The sequence below is a fragment of the Celeribacter arenosi genome (assembly GCF_039539485.1).
GTDB lineage: Bacteria > Pseudomonadota > Alphaproteobacteria > Rhodobacterales > Rhodobacteraceae > Celeribacter > Celeribacter arenosi.
The window spans coordinates 484,985-498,812 of record NZ_BAABDF010000003.1; the positions used below are offsets into that span (position 1 = coordinate 484,985).

General features: G+C 62.4%; 15 protein-coding genes. 4 read left to right on the top strand and 11 right to left on the bottom strand.

Going from position 1 to position 13,828, the window contains the following annotated elements; genetic code table 11:
• Nucleotides 1-182 precede the first annotated feature (182 nt).
• Nucleotides 183-932 (top strand): lysozyme family protein, encoded by a 750-nt coding sequence (locus tag ABD815_RS04550; RefSeq protein ID WP_344844036.1) that lies wholly within the window; start codon nucleotides 183-185, stop codon nucleotides 930-932.
• A gap of 66 nt (nucleotides 933-998) precedes the next feature.
• Here the strand turns inward: ABD815_RS04550 and ABD815_RS04555 are convergent, their stop codons facing one another.
• From ABD815_RS04555 to dapA, 5 genes are all read right to left on the bottom strand, one after another.
• On the bottom strand, nucleotides 999-2,183 hold the full coding sequence (locus ABD815_RS04555) for an amino acid aminotransferase (RefSeq protein ID WP_344844038.1): 1,185 nt from the start codon (nucleotides 2,181-2,183) through the stop codon (nucleotides 999-1,001).
• Entirely contained in the window at nucleotides 2,183-3,037 is an 855-nt protein-coding gene (gene sseA, locus ABD815_RS04560) for a 3-mercaptopyruvate sulfurtransferase (protein ID WP_344844040.1), read from the bottom strand. Before sseA ends, ABD815_RS04555 begins: the two co-directional genes overlap by 1 nt.
• Nucleotides 3,038-3,146: 109 nt before the next feature.
• Entirely contained in the window at nucleotides 3,147-3,431 is a 285-nt protein-coding gene (locus tag ABD815_RS04565) for a hypothetical protein (RefSeq protein ID WP_344844042.1), read from the bottom strand.
• 112 nt (nucleotides 3,432-3,543) lie between these two features.
• The gene (gene smpB / locus ABD815_RS04570; RefSeq protein ID WP_344844292.1) at nucleotides 3,544-4,023 is read right to left on the bottom strand and encodes an SsrA-binding protein SmpB; all 480 of its coding nucleotides are present in this window, start codon (nucleotides 4,021-4,023) and stop codon (nucleotides 3,544-3,546) included.
• Between the two features lie 51 nt (nucleotides 4,024-4,074).
• Nucleotides 4,075-4,947, bottom strand: a complete 873-nt coding sequence (dapA, locus tag ABD815_RS04575; protein ID WP_344844044.1) for a 4-hydroxy-tetrahydrodipicolinate synthase — start codon at nucleotides 4,945-4,947, stop codon at nucleotides 4,075-4,077.
• A 155-nt stretch (nucleotides 4,948-5,102) separates the two neighbouring features.
• Here dapA and ABD815_RS04580 point away from each other — a divergent pair, with 155 nt between their 5' ends.
• Entirely contained in the window at nucleotides 5,103-7,055 is a 1,953-nt protein-coding gene (locus ABD815_RS04580; protein WP_344844046.1) for a lytic transglycosylase domain-containing protein, read from the top strand.
• Here ABD815_RS04580 and ABD815_RS04585 read toward each other — a convergent pair.
• Nucleotides 7,042-7,914, bottom strand: coding sequence for a DMT family transporter (locus ABD815_RS04585; protein WP_344844049.1), 873 nt, complete (start codon nucleotides 7,912-7,914; stop codon nucleotides 7,042-7,044). The two genes, ABD815_RS04580 and ABD815_RS04585, sit on opposite strands and share 14 nt — an antisense overlap.
• Nucleotides 7,911-8,576 (bottom strand): tRNA (5-methylaminomethyl-2-thiouridine)(34)-methyltransferase MnmC2, encoded by a 666-nt coding sequence (gene mnmC2, locus ABD815_RS04590; RefSeq protein WP_344844052.1) that lies wholly within the window; start codon nucleotides 8,574-8,576, stop codon nucleotides 7,911-7,913. The genes ABD815_RS04585 and mnmC2 overlap by 4 nt, the downstream gene beginning before the upstream one ends.
• 76 nt (nucleotides 8,577-8,652) lie before the next feature.
• Between mnmC2 and ABD815_RS04595 the strand changes: the two genes are divergently transcribed.
• On the top strand, nucleotides 8,653-9,693 hold the full coding sequence (locus ABD815_RS04595) for an NAD(P)/FAD-dependent oxidoreductase (RefSeq protein WP_344844297.1): 1,041 nt from the start codon (nucleotides 8,653-8,655) through the stop codon (nucleotides 9,691-9,693).
• Between the two features lie 9 nt (nucleotides 9,694-9,702).
• Here the strand turns inward: ABD815_RS04595 and cobO are convergent, their stop codons facing one another.
• The 4 genes from cobO to ABD815_RS04615 all read right to left on the bottom strand — a co-directional run bounded on the left by cobO (nucleotide 9,703) and on the right by ABD815_RS04615 (nucleotide 12,747).
• Nucleotides 9,703-10,329, bottom strand: coding sequence for a cob(I)yrinic acid a,c-diamide adenosyltransferase (gene cobO, locus ABD815_RS04600; protein WP_344844055.1), 627 nt, complete (start codon nucleotides 10,327-10,329; stop codon nucleotides 9,703-9,705).
• A 12-nt stretch (nucleotides 10,330-10,341) separates the two neighbouring features.
• Entirely contained in the window at nucleotides 10,342-11,058 is a 717-nt protein-coding gene (locus ABD815_RS04605; protein WP_344844058.1) for an LrgB family protein, read from the bottom strand.
• Nucleotides 11,055-11,417 (bottom strand): CidA/LrgA family protein, encoded by a 363-nt coding sequence (locus ABD815_RS04610; RefSeq protein WP_344844060.1) that lies wholly within the window; start codon nucleotides 11,415-11,417, stop codon nucleotides 11,055-11,057. The genes ABD815_RS04605 and ABD815_RS04610 overlap by 4 nt, the downstream gene beginning before the upstream one ends.
• A 124-nt stretch (nucleotides 11,418-11,541) precedes the next feature.
• Complete coding sequence (locus tag ABD815_RS04615) at nucleotides 11,542-12,747, bottom strand: TsoY family (seleno)protein (protein ID WP_344844063.1); 1,206 nt, start codon at nucleotides 12,745-12,747, stop codon at nucleotides 11,542-11,544.
• Between the two features lie 230 nt (nucleotides 12,748-12,977).
• Between ABD815_RS04615 and ABD815_RS04620 the strand changes: the two genes are divergently transcribed.
• On the top strand, nucleotides 12,978-13,808 hold the full coding sequence (locus tag ABD815_RS04620; protein ID WP_344844066.1) for an MOSC domain-containing protein: 831 nt from the start codon (nucleotides 12,978-12,980) through the stop codon (nucleotides 13,806-13,808).
• The last annotated feature ends 20 nt before the right edge of the window (nucleotides 13,809-13,828 follow it).

Genomic DNA, 13,828 nt, shown 5'->3' on the forward strand with positions numbered 1-13,828 from the left:
AAAGCCGAACTGGGCATGGAAGCCTATCCAGAGTTCTACAAAGGCTGATCTCCCTTCCTATGACAGCCAAGACTGGCCCGGGCGCGAAAGTGCCCGGGCTTTTTCGTGTCTGATCGCGCGTGGCAACGATTTCTCAACCTGATGGCGCTAGGCCGGAGGGGTCCGAGGAAAAGGATGATTGCGTGGCCAAGAATGGCGTTTTGATTTTACTGCTCTCCTGTATCGCCGCGCTGCCTGCGCGCGCGGAGGGGGAGATGGTGACCGGTCTGTTCACCGGCGCGCGTGCGCCTCTGTTCACGCAAGGAAGCGGTGCATTGATTGCACCACCGGCAATGACGGCGGTGTCGACGGGGCCGAGCCTGTTTGCCGGTCGCGCAAGTGGCGGCCTGTTTGCCCCTGTTTTGCCACGCACGCAGGATTTGCGCGCAGAACCCTTTGCAGCGCCCGATCAGGGGTCGGATGTGGACCGTATCCGCCACCTCATCGGCCTCGCCGAGTCGCGCCGCTATGGTTATGACGCGGTTCAACACGGGGCAAAGCGGCCACCGCAGAAACTGCCCACGGACATGACGCTTGGCGAGGTCTTTGCATGGATCAAGGCGACGCCGGGACAGCCCCATGCCATAGGGCGCTATCAGTTCATCCCCAAGACATTGGCGCGGGTGGTCACGGAGTTGGATCTGGGACCGAAGGTGCGGTTTTCGCCCGCCGTGCAGGACCGGTTGGCGGATGTATTGCTACGCGAGGCGGGGTTGGAGGCGTTTCGTGCGCGCACCCTGTCGCGCCATGGTTTCATGAACAATCTGGCCAAGATTTGGGCGGGTCTGCCGACCTCTTCGGGTAAGTCGCACTACCACGGCTACGCGGGCAATCGCGCGACGATCACCTGGGAACAGTTTGACCGAGAGATGGCGAAGATCACCGAAACCTGAGCGGGGGCGGATGTGAAAAGAGCGCCTTGCGGCGCCCTAATCAGTGTCTGTGCTCGGCCCGTGCGATCAGGCGCAGGTTTTTGCGATCGCCTCTGCCAAGAGCGGCACGGTGCGGTCGTTGAGGCCTGCGATATTCATGCGGGAATCGCCGACCATGTAGATGCCGAAATCTTCGCGGATTTTCAGGACTTCCTCTGGCGTCGCGCCGATGCGCGAGAACATGCCGCGGTGCTGCGCGATGAAATCGAACCGGTCGGAGTTGGTGCGTTGGCGTAGTTCATCCGCGAGGTTCTGGCGCAGGGTGAGCATGCCTTGGCGGACCTCTTCGAGTTCGGCCATCCAGTCGGCTTTGAGGGCCGGATCGGTGAGGATCATCGTCACCAACCGCGCGCCGTGATCGGGCGGGAAGGAATAGTTCTGACGGTTGAGGAAGTTCAGCGACCCTTGGGCATTCGCGGTCTGTTCGGCGCGCTCGGAGATCGCCATCAGGCAACCGGCGCGTTCACGGTAGACGCCGAAGTTCTTCGAACAGGACGCCGCAATCATCATTTCGGGCAGTTTGGAGGCCAGAAGGCGGGTCGGGGCCGCGTCTTCTTCGAGGCCGTCACCAAAGCCCTGGTAGGCGATGTCGACGAGAGCGAGCGCGCCTTTTTCGGCGATCAGATCAGCGACCTTGCCGTATTGGTCGAGCGTGAGGTTCGCGCCCGTCGGGTTGTGGCAGCAGCCGTGCAACAGGACGACATCACCGGCTTTGACGTCGGCAAGGCTGGCCATCATCGCGTCGAAATCGACGGTGCAGGAGGCTTCGTCGAAATAGGCGTATTCGCGGTTGGGCAGGCCCATGAATTTCAGGATCGACAGGTGGTTTGGCCATGTCGGGTTCGAGGTCCACACGGTGGTGTCGGGATTGGCCAGACGCGCCAGTTCAAAGGCCTGACGGATCGCGCCGGTGCCGCCCGGGGTCGCGATGGCGGCGACGCGGTCGGCGGGCACGGTGTCGGCGAGCACGAGGTCGCGCATGGCCGCGCCAAAGGCGGGATCACCCGAGAGCGCGGTGTAGGATTTGGTGGTTTCCTGTTCCCAGAGCTGTTTTTCAGCCGCCTTGACGGCGCGCATGATCGGAGTGTGGCCAGTGGCGTCTTTGTAGACGCCGACGCCAAGGTCCACTTTGTTGTCGCGAGGATCCTCGCGGTAGAACTGCATCAATTCGAGGATTTTATCCGCAGCCTGCGGTTTGAGGTTTTCGAGCATTACGCTTCTCCGGTTGCGACCCGCAGGTCGCCATACATGCCCCATTCCGCCCAACTGCCATCGTAGAGCGCGTGGGTTGCGCCGATGCGGTCGAGCGCGAGGCTCAGGATTGCCGCCGTTACACCGGACCCGCAGGTGGTGATCGCCGGTTTGTTGAGGTCAACGCCCGCGTCCATGAAGATGCGGCGCAGGTCATCGACGGATTTCATCGTCCCGTCGGGGGCGATCAGGTCCGTGTAGGGCACATTGCGCGAACCGGGGATGTGGCCTGCGCGCAGGCCCGGACGGGGTTCGGGTGCATCACCGCGAAAGCGGGCGGCGGGGCGGGCGTCGATGATGACATGGTCGCCGAGTTTGGCCGAGCGCGCGACCTGCGTGACGTCGCGCAGCAACTCGTCGCGGGTCTGGGTCACCATATGGCGGTCGCGGATCAGCGGGGCTTCGGTGGTAAGCTCACGCCCCTCGGCGCGCCATTTGGGCAGGCCCCCGTCGAGCACGGCGATATTGTCCTGACCGAAGTATTTGAACATCAGCCACAGGCGCGGCGCGGAAAACATGCCGGCGCCATCGTAGATGACGACCTGATGGCCATCGCCGATCCCGAGCGCGCGCATGCGGCTCATGAATTTTTCGACGGGGGGCATCATATGGGGGAGCGCGGAGCGGGCGTCGCAGACATCGTCGATGTCCACAAAGCGGGCGCCGGGGATATGGGCGGCATCGTATTCCGCGCGGGCGTCACGGCCAGCGTCAGGCAGATACCAGCTCGCGTCGATGACCCTCAGGTCGCCAGACTTGAGTTGGTCGGCGAGCCATTGGGTGGACACGAGTTTTTTCGGGTCTGAATTGGGCATGTCACGTCGCGGATCAGGCTATGTTTGAACCGTTTGAGGCATACAAGCCCCGGACGCTCTGCGCAAGCGATGCGGGCACGCGGCCCGCATCGTGTCGTTCAAGTGGCGATTATTTCGCCATCGCTTTTTTGATCAGGCCAACGACGACCATCAATGCGCCGCCGCCCACGCCACCGGAGGCGAAGGAGGAGATGATCGAGCCGAAGTCCATGCCGCCAGCTGCGCCAGCCATTGCGCCGCCGCCCAGCGAACCGAGGATCTGGCCGCCGATGCCGCCGCCGACGATACCGGCAATGGAGTTGCCGAGCGTGCCGAGCGACAGGTTTTTCGCGGCTGCGCCGACTGCGTTACCACCGACTGCGCCAGCGATGAGTTGTACGATTAGTTGTTCCATAGTGTTCTTCCCTCACGAGTTCTGCCGCGCGGAAATGCACGGCAGTTAGTCCCTGAGAAAAGGACTATAAGCGGATTTGTATCAATTTAAGGGGAGTTTGGCGCGAAATTCGTCAGGTGCCGTGGCGCAGCAGGCGCTGTTTCTGGCGATCCCAGTCGCGTTTGGCCTCGGTGGCGCGTTTGTCCTGGTTCTTTTTACCCTTGGCGAGGCCGAGTTTGATTTTCACGCGACCCTTGTGGTTGAAGTACATCACCAGCGGGACGAGGGTCATGCCTTCGCGGCCCTGCGCCTGCCAGAGGCGGGCGAGTTCGCGTTTGGACACGAGGAGTTTGCGCCGTGCGCGTTCCTCATGCGGGAACATCGCCTGTTGGTAGGGCGCGATGTAGGAATTCACCAACCAGAGTTCGCCGTTTTCGACATGGGCATAGCTGTCGGCGATGTTGGATTGGCCAACGCGCAGCGATTTCACCTCGGAGCCGGACAGGACGATGCCGCATTCGATGTCGCTCTCGATGGCATAGTCGTAGCGGGCACGCCGGTTCTCGGCGATGACTTTGTAGTTCTTTTCTTCGGGTGTCTGTTTCTTGGCCATGGTGGAGGGGACATAGGGCGTCGGGCGCCCCATGTCTACCTGAGCGCGCGTTTAGAGAAGACCCGCGTGGGTCATCGCGGCGCGAATTTGCTGCTGTGTCGCCTCGGACACCGGCAGGATCGGCAGGCGCACTTCGTTTTCACACAGGCCGAGCAGCGACATGGCATATTTCACACCCGCCACGCCGGGTTCTGCGAAGATCGCGATATGCAGCGGCATGAGTTTGTCGGTGATTTCGAGCGCCTTTGCATAGTCGCCCGCGCGGGTTGCCGCCTGCATCTGCGCGCAGAGTTTGGGGGCGACGTTGGCGGTCACGGAGATACAGCCGAGGCCGCCGTGGGCGTTAAACCCGATGGCGGTGGCGTCTTCGCCCGAGAGCTGGACGAAATCGGTGCCGCAGGTGATGCGGGTTTTGGCGACGCGCGACAGATCACCGGTGGCGTCCTTGACCCCGATGATGCGCTCAAGTTTCGCAAGTTCGCCCATGGTGGCCGGTGTCATGTCGATCACCGAGCGGCCCGGGATGTTGTAGATCACGATCGGGATGTCGGCGGCGTCATGCATCGCGGTGAAATGCGCGACCAATCCGGCCTGCGTCGGTTTGTTGTAATAGGGCGTCACCACGAGGGCGGCGTCGGCACCAACACGCGCGGCGTGTTCGATCAGGCCGATGCCTTCGGCGGTGTTGTTGGAGCCTGCGCCTGCGATGACCGGAATGCGGCCCGCGACGGTTTCCACAACCACTTCGATGACTTTTTCATGCTCGGCGTGGCTGAGCGTCGGGCTCTCGCCGGTGGTGCCGACGGGAACGAGGCCATCGGAGCCCTGTTCGATATGCCACTCGACCAGCTTTTTGAGGGTGTCGAGGTCCAGTTTGCCGTTTTTAAACGGCGTGACCAGGGCCGGAATGGATCCTTTGAACATGACACGCTCCTTATGTTGTGATCCGACGTGAGTCGGTTTCTGCTTTCGGTCGGGCGGAAACTAGCTGTGAAGTCGGGTAATGCCAAGAATCCTTGTTGCGGAGGGCACAGTGCCCGTCCATCGTGAGGAAAACGACAAAACAAAACGAGCAGGATGTGACTTTGCCGACCTTTTCCAGACGACTGATTGCCATTGCTTTGGCTGCCGGAATTGCCGCCGCCCAGAGTGCGCCGGTTGCCGCATCTGAGGTGTCTGACGCCTATGTGCGGGCGTTGGTGTATCAGCGTTCGGGCGATTGGAAGGGGGCGTTGTCGACCGCGCAGGGCGTGGGTCGCGACATGATCGAATGGAATTACCTGCGCGCCGGTGAGGGCAGTTTTAACGAGGCCCGTGATTTCCTCGCGCGCAATGGTGACTGGCCGGGGCTGCCGCTTTTGTCCGAGCGCACAGAGCCGAGCATCCCCACCGACGCCGATCCGCAGGCCGTGGTGGACATGTTGACCACCTACCCGCCCCAGACGGGGATTGGCGCGATTCGGTTGGTGGAGGCCTACGCGCGTCTCGGGCTGGATGCGGATGCGCAGGCAACGGCGGCGGCGGCATGGGCCGAACTGCCGATGAGCGACGTTGAGGAGAGCGCGTTTCTGACGGCGCTGCCGGCGGTGTTGGAACCCTATCACGAGATCCGCGCGCGCATGTTGCTCTGGCATGGTGATTTTGCGGGTGCGGCCCGTGTCGCGCCGTATCTGCCCGAGGGCTGGGGTGCCTTGGTCGAGGCGGTCAAACGTTTGGCGCGCGACGAGAACGGGGTGGATGATGCGATTGCGGCGGTGCCAGAAGCATTGGCCGATGAGCCGGTTCTGGCGCATGCGCGGTTCGAATGGCGCATCCGGCGCGGGCGCAATGATGATGCTGTGACCTTGATGTTGCAGAAATCCACGGGGCGCGACGGGTTGGGTCAGCCCGAGGAATGGGGCGACCGGCGGCGCACTCTGGCGCGTCAGTTGATGCGCGATGGCAAGGCGCAGCTGGCCTATTCTGCCGCCTCGCGTCATGGACTGCTGCCCGAGGAGGATCATTTCAGCGATCTTGAGTGGCTCGCGGGTTATATCGCGCTGCGCTATCTCGATGATGCGCCACGCGCGCTCGATCATTTCAACCGGTTCCGGATCGCGGTGAATACGCCGATTTCGCTCGGACGGGCGGGATATTGGGAGGGTCGTGCGTTGGAGGCGATGGGGGCGAAAGACGATGCCGCCGCTGCCTACCAATACGCCGCGCGCTACCAGACGTCGTTCTACGGTTTGCTCGCCGCCGAGCGGATCGGGCAACCTCTCGATCCGGCTTTGACGGGCGAGGCGTCGTTTCCCGATTATCGCACGGCGGATTTCATGGGCTCATCCGTGCTCGCCACGGCGAAGATGCTGTACGAGGCGGGCGATTTGCCGGTGTCGGCGCGGTTCCTGCGCCATCTGGGGGAATCGCTCACGCCGCAGGAATTGGGTCAGTTGGGGGACTATGCGCTCGACATTGATCCCTATCTCGCCGTTCTGGTCGCGAAATTTGCCGCCGATCAGGGGGTGGTGTTGAACCGCGCCTATTACCCGCTGCACCCGCTCGCCGAGGCCGATTTGCCGGTGTCGCGCGAGTTGGCATTGTCGATTGCGCGTCGCGAGAGCGAGTTTCGCGCCACGGCGCGCAGCCGTGTTGGCGCGCGCGGGTTGATGCAGTTGATGCCCAGAACCGGTGCGGCGATGGCGGCCAAGGTGGGGATTGAGGGGTTCGAGGAATCGCAGCTGGATGATCCGGTGACCAATGCGCGGCTCGGCTCCGCCTATCTGGCGCAGTTGATCGAGGAGTTCGGCAATAACATCCCGCTGGTGTCGGCAGGTTATAACGCGGGGCCGAGCCGGTCGCGCGACTGGATCACCCGCTACGGCGATCCGCGCAGCGGGTCTGTCGATCCGGTGGATTGGATCGAACACATCCCCTTCCGCGAGACGCGCAATTACGTGATGCGGGTGGCCGAAAGCATCCCCGTTTATCGCGCGCGCCTGTCCGGTGACACCGGCAAGATCGGGCTGAACGCTCTGCTCAGCGGGCGCTAGGGCGCGCGGCGCGCAGCAGCGCAAACAGGCCTGCGGCCACCACGATCGCCGTGCCGAGTGCCACGTTGGGGCGCACGATATCGCCGAACACCACCACACCGAGGACCGAGGCGAAGGCCAGTTGCAGGTAGGCAAAGGGTTGGATCGCGGAGGCCTCGGAGAGTTCATAGGCGCGGATCAGGAGATAGTGGCCGAGGATGGAGGATGCGCACAGCAACAGCATCCACGCCCAGTCGCCCGCGGTCATCGGTTCCCAGAACCAGACGCCGATGAGGGTCATCACCACCGCGCCCGATATGCCGGTGTAAAAGAACGTCACCGTGGACGGGTCGCGGCGTGCGACGTAGCGGTTGAGTAGCCCGTAGAGGGCAAACATCCCCGCCGAGGCGAGCGGGAAGATAGCGTCCGGCGAGAGCACCCCCATGCCCGGTTGAAGGATGATCAGCACGCCGACAAATCCCGCCGCCACCGACATCCAGCGCCGCCAACCGACGCGTTCCCCGAGCAGCGGTACCGCGAGGGCGGTGATCAGGAGCGGGTAGGTGGCGAACATCGCGTGGCTTTCCACGAGGCCCAGACGCACGAAGCCGATCACCATCACCACCACTTCGAGTGCGAGGAGGGCGCCGCGAAAGAACTGCAGGAACGGTTGGGTCGTGGACGCGGCGCGGCGGATGCCGCCTGCGCGGATGGAGGACCATGTGACGACGAATGCCGCAAAGACCCAATAGCGGATCATGATGACCATATAGACGTTGTAGGTGCCCGCGAGGTGGCGCGAGATACCGTCCTGCATCGCGAAGATGAACATGGTGATGACCATGAGAAGGATGCCCAGACGCGGGTTTTGGTCGCTCATGCAAGGGTGCCTTTGCTCATGTGTCTTTTGCGCCCGTGGCCCGGGGCGCGGGTCACGTCGAAACCGGCCTCTGCGAGGGACCGGCGCACGTGGCCTGCGGCGGTATAGGTGGCAAATGTGCCCTGCGGGGCGGTGTGGCGGGCGACCTGTTCCATCAGGTCCGGCCCCCAGAGTTCGGGGTTTTTGGCCGGTGAGAACCCGTCGAGAAACCATGCATCCGCGCGGCCCTGCCAGAGGGGCAATGCGGTGCGTGCGTCACCTTCGATCACCTCGACCTCCACCGCGCCGACGCGAAATTTGCGCGCGCCCTCGGCCCATGCGCGCAGGAAAGGGTCGGCAATCGCGCGTGCTTCGGGGAAGGCGGTGAGGGCGGTGTCAATGTCGGTGGCCTCCATGGGGAAGCCTTCGAAGGAGGTGAAGCGGATCGCCTCGCTGCCCTGCCACGCCAGCGCGAGGGCCAGCATGTTCAAACCGGTGCCAAACCCGAGCTCGGCGACATGGAACCCTTCGCGCAGGCGCGCAGGCAGGTCGTTGCCCGCCAGAAACACATGGCGTGTTTCATCCAGCCCTGAGGCGAGCGAGAAATAGGGGTCGTCAAAACGGGTCGAGACGGGAATGCCCCCGTCACGCCATTCGATGGTGGCTCTCTGGTCGTCGCTCATGGGATGTCTTATGACGGTTTCAGCACCCGCCAACCATGCGAAGCGGGGGCGGTAGTTGCAACGGACAAAAGCGCAAATGGCCACGGCGGAAATCACGGTTCTAGGGGCGGGGGCATTTGGCCTCTCATGTGCCTATGAGGCGCTGCGCCGTGGCGCGAGCGTGCGGGTGATTGATCCCCACGGTGTGGGCGCGGGGTCTTCGGGCGGGGTTGTGGGCGCGCTCGCGCCGCATACGCCGGAGCGGTGGAACCCGAAAAAAGAGTTCCAGTTCCAGAGCCTGATCGCGTCGCGGAGGTTTTGGCCGTCGGTCAAGGAAACGGGCGGGGTGTCATCGGGCTACGGGCGCACGGGGCGCGTTCAGGCGGTGATGGATGCGCGCCAGTTGACCCTTGCGCGTGAACGCGAAATTCAGGCGCAGGAGTTGTGGCGTGGCGAGGCGGTGTGGCAGGTCGTGGATCGCGCGCATGTCGGGGATTGGGCGCCGGATAGCCCGACGGGATTCTGGATATTTGACGATCTCTCGGCGCGTCTGCATCCCGCGCAGGCCTGTGCGGCGCTCGCGGCGGCGGTGCGGGTTCTGGGCGGTGAGATCCTGCGCGAAGGTGAGACCTCGGGCGCTGTGATCCATGCGAGCGGATGGCAGGGGTTGCAGGAGTTGAACGCGGCCTTCGGGCGCGCGGTCGGGGGCGGGGTAAAAGGGCAGGCGGTGTTGTTAGATTTCGACGCGCGCGATGCGCCGCAGGTCTACGCGCAGCAGTTGCACATTATTCCGCACGCCGATGGCACCACGGCGATTGGATCAACGTCGGAGCGTGAATTCGGCAGTTCAGATACGACGGATTATCAGGTCGAGGCGCTGATCGAGCGGGCCATGATCGCAATGCCGGTTCTCCACGGTGCGCGCGAAATCCAGCGATGGGCAGGCGTGCGTCCGCGTGCCAAAAGCCGCGCGCCGATGGTTGGCCCATGGCCCGAGCGCGCGGGGCATTTTATTGCCAATGGCGGGTTCAAGATCGGCTTTGGCATGGCGCCGAAAGTCGCGCAGGTTCTGGTCGATCTGATCCTCGAGGGGCGCGATGCGATCCCCGAGGATTTCCGTGTCGAAGCGTCTCTTTAGGCGCGAATTCTAGAATTCGACGCCTTTCTGGGCCTTCACGCCCGAGCGGAAGGGGTGTTTGACCAGCTCCATCTCGGTGACCAGATCGGCGATGTCGATCAGCTCTTCCTTGGCGTTGCGACCGGTGAGAACGACATGGGTGGTGTCGGGTTTTTCGTCGCGCAGGAAAGCCACCACGTCATTCACGTCGATGTAGTCATAGCGCAGTGCGATGTTGATTTCGTCGAGCAGCACCATGCGGTTTTCGGGGTTACGGATCAGCTCCTTGGCCTTTTCCCATGCGGCGGCGGCCATTTCCACGTCGCGCGCGCGGTCTTGGGTCTCCCACGTAAAGCCCTCGCCCATGGTGTAGAATTCGCAGATGTCGGCGAATTTCGCGTTGATCAGATCGCGTTCGCCGCAATCCATGCCGCCTTTGATGAACTGCACCACGGCGGATTTCATGTCATGCGCGATACAGCGGAAAATCATTCCGAAGGCGGCGGAGGATTTGCCTTTTCCTTTGCCGGTATGGACGATGATCAGGCCCTTTTCATCGGTCTTGGTCGCCATGATTTTATCGCGTGCGACTTTCTTTTTCGCCATTTTGGCGGCGTGGCGGGCGTCGTCTTCGGTCTTTGGAGGGGTCTCTGACATGATTGAAAACCTTTAGAAAAAGAGTTGCACGAAGAGGGGCGCGAAGAGCGCCGTAGCGATTGCGTTCATGACCATGCCGACGGCGGCAAAAGCGCCCGCGGTGCCATGGACCTGAAACGCGCGGGCGGTGCCGATGCCGTGGGCGGCCACGCCGGTGGCAAAGCCGCGTCCACGGTAGTCACGGATGCGCAGCGCGTTGTTGAGCGGTGTGGTCACCACCGCCCCCACCACGCCGGTGACGAGGACGAGCGCCACGGTGAGTGTGGGCAGGCCGCCTATGGCCTCCGAGACGCCCAAGGCAACCGGAGAGGTCGCCGATTTGGGCACCAGCGACAAGAGCAGGGCCTCGTCGAGCCCCATCGCCGCGCCGATTGCGACGGCTGATCCCATCGCCACGAGGGAGCCCACAACCAGAGCCGCGAGTAGGGGCATGGCCGCCGATTTCACCAGCGCCCAGTTGCGCCACAATGGCACGGCGAGCGCGACGGTTGCCGGTCCGAGCATGAAGTGGATGAACTGCGCGCCCTCGAAATAGGTCGCATAGGAGGTGTCGGTGGTTTGGAGCAGGATCGACAGCAGGACCATCGAGATCAGCACCGGATTGACGTAGGGCTTGGCGCCCGAAAGCCGGAAGCAGGCGTCACCGATCAGATAGGCGATCAGGGTGGCGGTGAGCCACAGGAGTTGGCCTTCGGCGAGGTAGCTCCAGATGCGCAGGATGTCGGTCATTGCGGCGTCTCGTCGGGGATGCCGTGCAGGCGGGCGACGAATTTGAAGGTCAGCGACCCCGCCGCGATGGCCAGAATGGTCGATCCGATGATGGCCGCGATCAGGCCGGGGCCGATGTCGCCGAATTGGTCGAGGTATTGCACCACACCCACGCCCGCAGGCACGAAGAGCAGGGACAGGACCGAGAGCACGGCGGTCGCGGTTTTTTCGATCCGGTGTCCGAGTTTGGGCCATGCAATCAGGGTGGCGGCCAATAGGATCATGCCGATCACCGGACCGGGAAGGGGCAGGCCTGCGCTGCGCGCGATGACCTCACCCGCGAGTTGGTATCCCAAGAACAGTCCCAGATGGAGGATCATGTGCATTCCCTAGCCTCGCCAGAACCCTGTCTAGCGCGCGTGTCGAGCAATGCAAATGCGCGGGCTTGAAAAAAGGGCGCACCCCGTGAGGTGCGCCCGACGTTTCCGCCCGAGCAGGAAGGGGCTATTCGGCGGGAACCGCCGTGGGGTGGCGGGGCGTGAAATGTTGCCCGTTGAGGCGCAGGACCAAGGCGACCATGGCCAGTTGGAAGGCAATCGCGAGGATCGTCACGGCCCAGTAGGTGGTGGAGAATTTTTCGATCACGCCGGCCGCGACGAGACCTTTGTTCACGAAGAACTGCAACAGCACGGAGAGCGCCACGCCGGGGCAAACCAGAGCATAGGAGCCGGGCGATGTTTTGGAGCCGAGCACGAAGTCTTTGAAATAGCCCTGCCGTTTAAGGACCGTGAGGCCGAGGCCGAGGAACACAAATTGGATCGACACCATTTGCGCGAGGAACATCAGCGTGTCTGCGGCGGCGTTATGGCCTGCGAAGGTGGTTTCGAGCCCGTGGTCCTGACGCATCCACATGATCGACAGGATGGTGACCAGCGGGATGATGATCATCAATGTCGGACCGGCCTCTTCGGCGGTGCCGTAGTGGAGCATGGAGTTGAACGCGGTCACGATGGCCAGCAGCGCGTAGATCAGCGCCGCCGTGCCGAGCAGGGTGGAACCCACGAGCGAGACACCCACGATCCACGGCGTATGCGACATGGCGGCGGGGGCGGCAAAGCCGACGGCCGACATTGCCAGCGCGAAGGAGGGCAGGAGTTGGGCAAAGGAGTTATGCGCGGTCACATCGAAGACGCCGCCCTTGGAGAGCACGCGGCCGAGGAAGTCGGCAATCGTGCCCAGAGCGATATAGGCGATCACCGCAAAGGCGATCATGGCGAAGGGGAAGAGGTATTCCACAATGCTCCAAAGGCCCGGCACAAAGACGAGGCCAGCAATGAACAGCGCGTTCACCGACATGGCGAGCGCGAGCGGCATGGCAAGCAGCGTGGTTTCCGCGTTGGAGGCGCGCAGTTTTCTATAGCGGTCGGTTTTCTTGAAGGCGGTGTATTGGGTCAGGTTCCACAGCAGCGATTTGATGTTGAGGAACACAAACAGGGCGATACCGGCCATGGCGACCACGATTGCGCCCTGAAGCGGCAGTGACGCGGTGGGCCATGCGGCGGCGATATCTTCGAAGATCGGCACAGGGCGTCCGGGATGGGGCACCCAGAACATGAGGTACATAAAGAACGTCACAGCCAGGCCACCGGACCCGACAGAGGCGAGGAAATAGAGCGGAACGTAGGATTCGCTCGCAGGTGTAGGTTTCATGAAAAGTCTCCCGAATTTATATTCATGTTTGTGAATATAATCCGGATTCGGGTCGCGCTTTGATCGAGGTCAAAAGCTCCTTGAGGAAAAATTGCTGGCCGCGAAGACCAATTTGCGCGATGAGCACCCGTTAAAGGCGAGCCTGTCTTTACAGCCAACTAATCAAGCGGGGCCACATGCACTAGTGTCGGGCCAAGGACCCCGAAAAAACTGCGGTATTTGAAAAGACTATGAGACTTTCACGCCTAACGATCTATCCCGTCAAAAGTGTCCACGGAAACGACCTCGCCGCGTCGAAAACGGATCGGTTCGGGTTAGAGTCCGATCGGCGCTGGGCGGTTGTCTATCCGTCGGGCAGGGTTGCGACGCGCCGTGAGTTGCCACGTCTCGCGCTTTTGTCCGCCGTGCCCACCCAAGACGGGATTTCCCTGTCCTATGAGGGCACGCGCATCGAAGTGCCCTTTCCCACCGGCGCGCAGGGGTCTGTGAAAATTTTCAACTGGACCGTCGAAGGTGTCGAGGATGCGGGCAATTATGCGTCGCATTTTCTGTCCTCCGCGCTCGAAGTTGGCACGCGTCTGGTCTATTTTCCCGAAACCGGCGTCAACGAAGTCGATCCGACTTTCGCACCGAAGGGCCATTTGACCAGCTTCTCGGACGGGTTTCCGATCCTGCTCATCACCAAACCATCGATTGATGAACTGAGCGCCGAGGTCGGTGAAAAAGTCGACATGCGCCGGTTTCGATCCAACATTGTGGTTGATGGCGATTTTGAACCCTGGGCCGAGGATACGTGGCGCGTGATCCGCATCGGGTCCACGGTTTTGCGGGTTGTGAAGTCATGCGAACGCTGTGTGGTGACGACGCAGGACCCGATGACCGGCGAGATCGAGAACCCGCGCGAACCCTTGGCGTCTCTGGGGCGCGTCCATCGTGCCTTTAACGGGAAGATCATTTTTGGGCAGAACCTGATTGTCGAAGAAGAGGGCAATATGGTTTTGGGCGATGAGGTCGAGGTGCTGGAAACCGGCCCCTCCAACCTGCTTGATCCAAAGCGCTGAGCGCGGTTTAAGCATCCGTT

What these genes read in the sequence shown, in the direction of transcription:
- ABD815_RS04555 (WP_344844038.1), bottom strand. Translation starts at nt 2,183, where the DNA reads ATGCTCGAAAACCTCAAACCGCAGGCTGCGGATAAAATCCTCGAATTG.
- sseA (WP_344844040.1), bottom strand. Translation starts at nt 3,037, where the DNA reads ATGCCCAATTCAGACCCGAAAAAACTCGTGTCCACCCAATGGCTCGCC.
- ABD815_RS04565 (WP_344844042.1), bottom strand. Translation starts at nt 3,431, where the DNA reads ATGGAACAACTAATCGTACAACTCATCGCTGGCGCAGTCGGTGGTAAC.
- smpB (WP_344844292.1), bottom strand. Translation starts at nt 4,023, where the DNA reads ATGGCCAAGAAACAGACACCCGAAGAAAAGAACTACAAAGTCATCGCC.
- dapA (WP_344844044.1), bottom strand. Translation starts at nt 4,947, where the DNA reads ATGTTCAAAGGATCCATTCCGGCCCTGGTCACGCCGTTTAAAAACGGC.
- ABD815_RS04585 (WP_344844049.1), bottom strand. Translation starts at nt 7,914, where the DNA reads ATGAGCGACCAAAACCCGCGTCTGGGCATCCTTCTCATGGTCATCACC.
- mnmC2 (WP_344844052.1), bottom strand. Translation starts at nt 8,576, where the DNA reads ATGAGCGACGACCAGAGAGCCACCATCGAATGGCGTGACGGGGGCATT.
- ABD815_RS04595 (WP_344844297.1), top strand. Translation starts at nt 8,653, where the DNA reads ATGGCCACGGCGGAAATCACGGTTCTAGGGGCGGGGGCATTTGGCCTC.
- cobO (WP_344844055.1), bottom strand. Translation starts at nt 10,329, where the DNA reads ATGTCAGAGACCCCTCCAAAGACCGAAGACGACGCCCGCCACGCCGCC.
- ABD815_RS04605 (WP_344844058.1), bottom strand. Translation starts at nt 11,058, where the DNA reads ATGACCGACATCCTGCGCATCTGGAGCTACCTCGCCGAAGGCCAACTC.
- ABD815_RS04610 (WP_344844060.1), bottom strand. Translation starts at nt 11,417, where the DNA reads ATGATCCTCCATCTGGGACTGTTCTTGGGATACCAACTCGCGGGTGAG.
- ABD815_RS04615 (WP_344844063.1), bottom strand. Translation starts at nt 12,747, where the DNA reads ATGAAACCTACACCTGCGAGCGAATCCTACGTTCCGCTCTATTTCCTC.
- ABD815_RS04620 (WP_344844066.1), top strand. Translation starts at nt 12,978, where the DNA reads ATGAGACTTTCACGCCTAACGATCTATCCCGTCAAAAGTGTCCACGGA.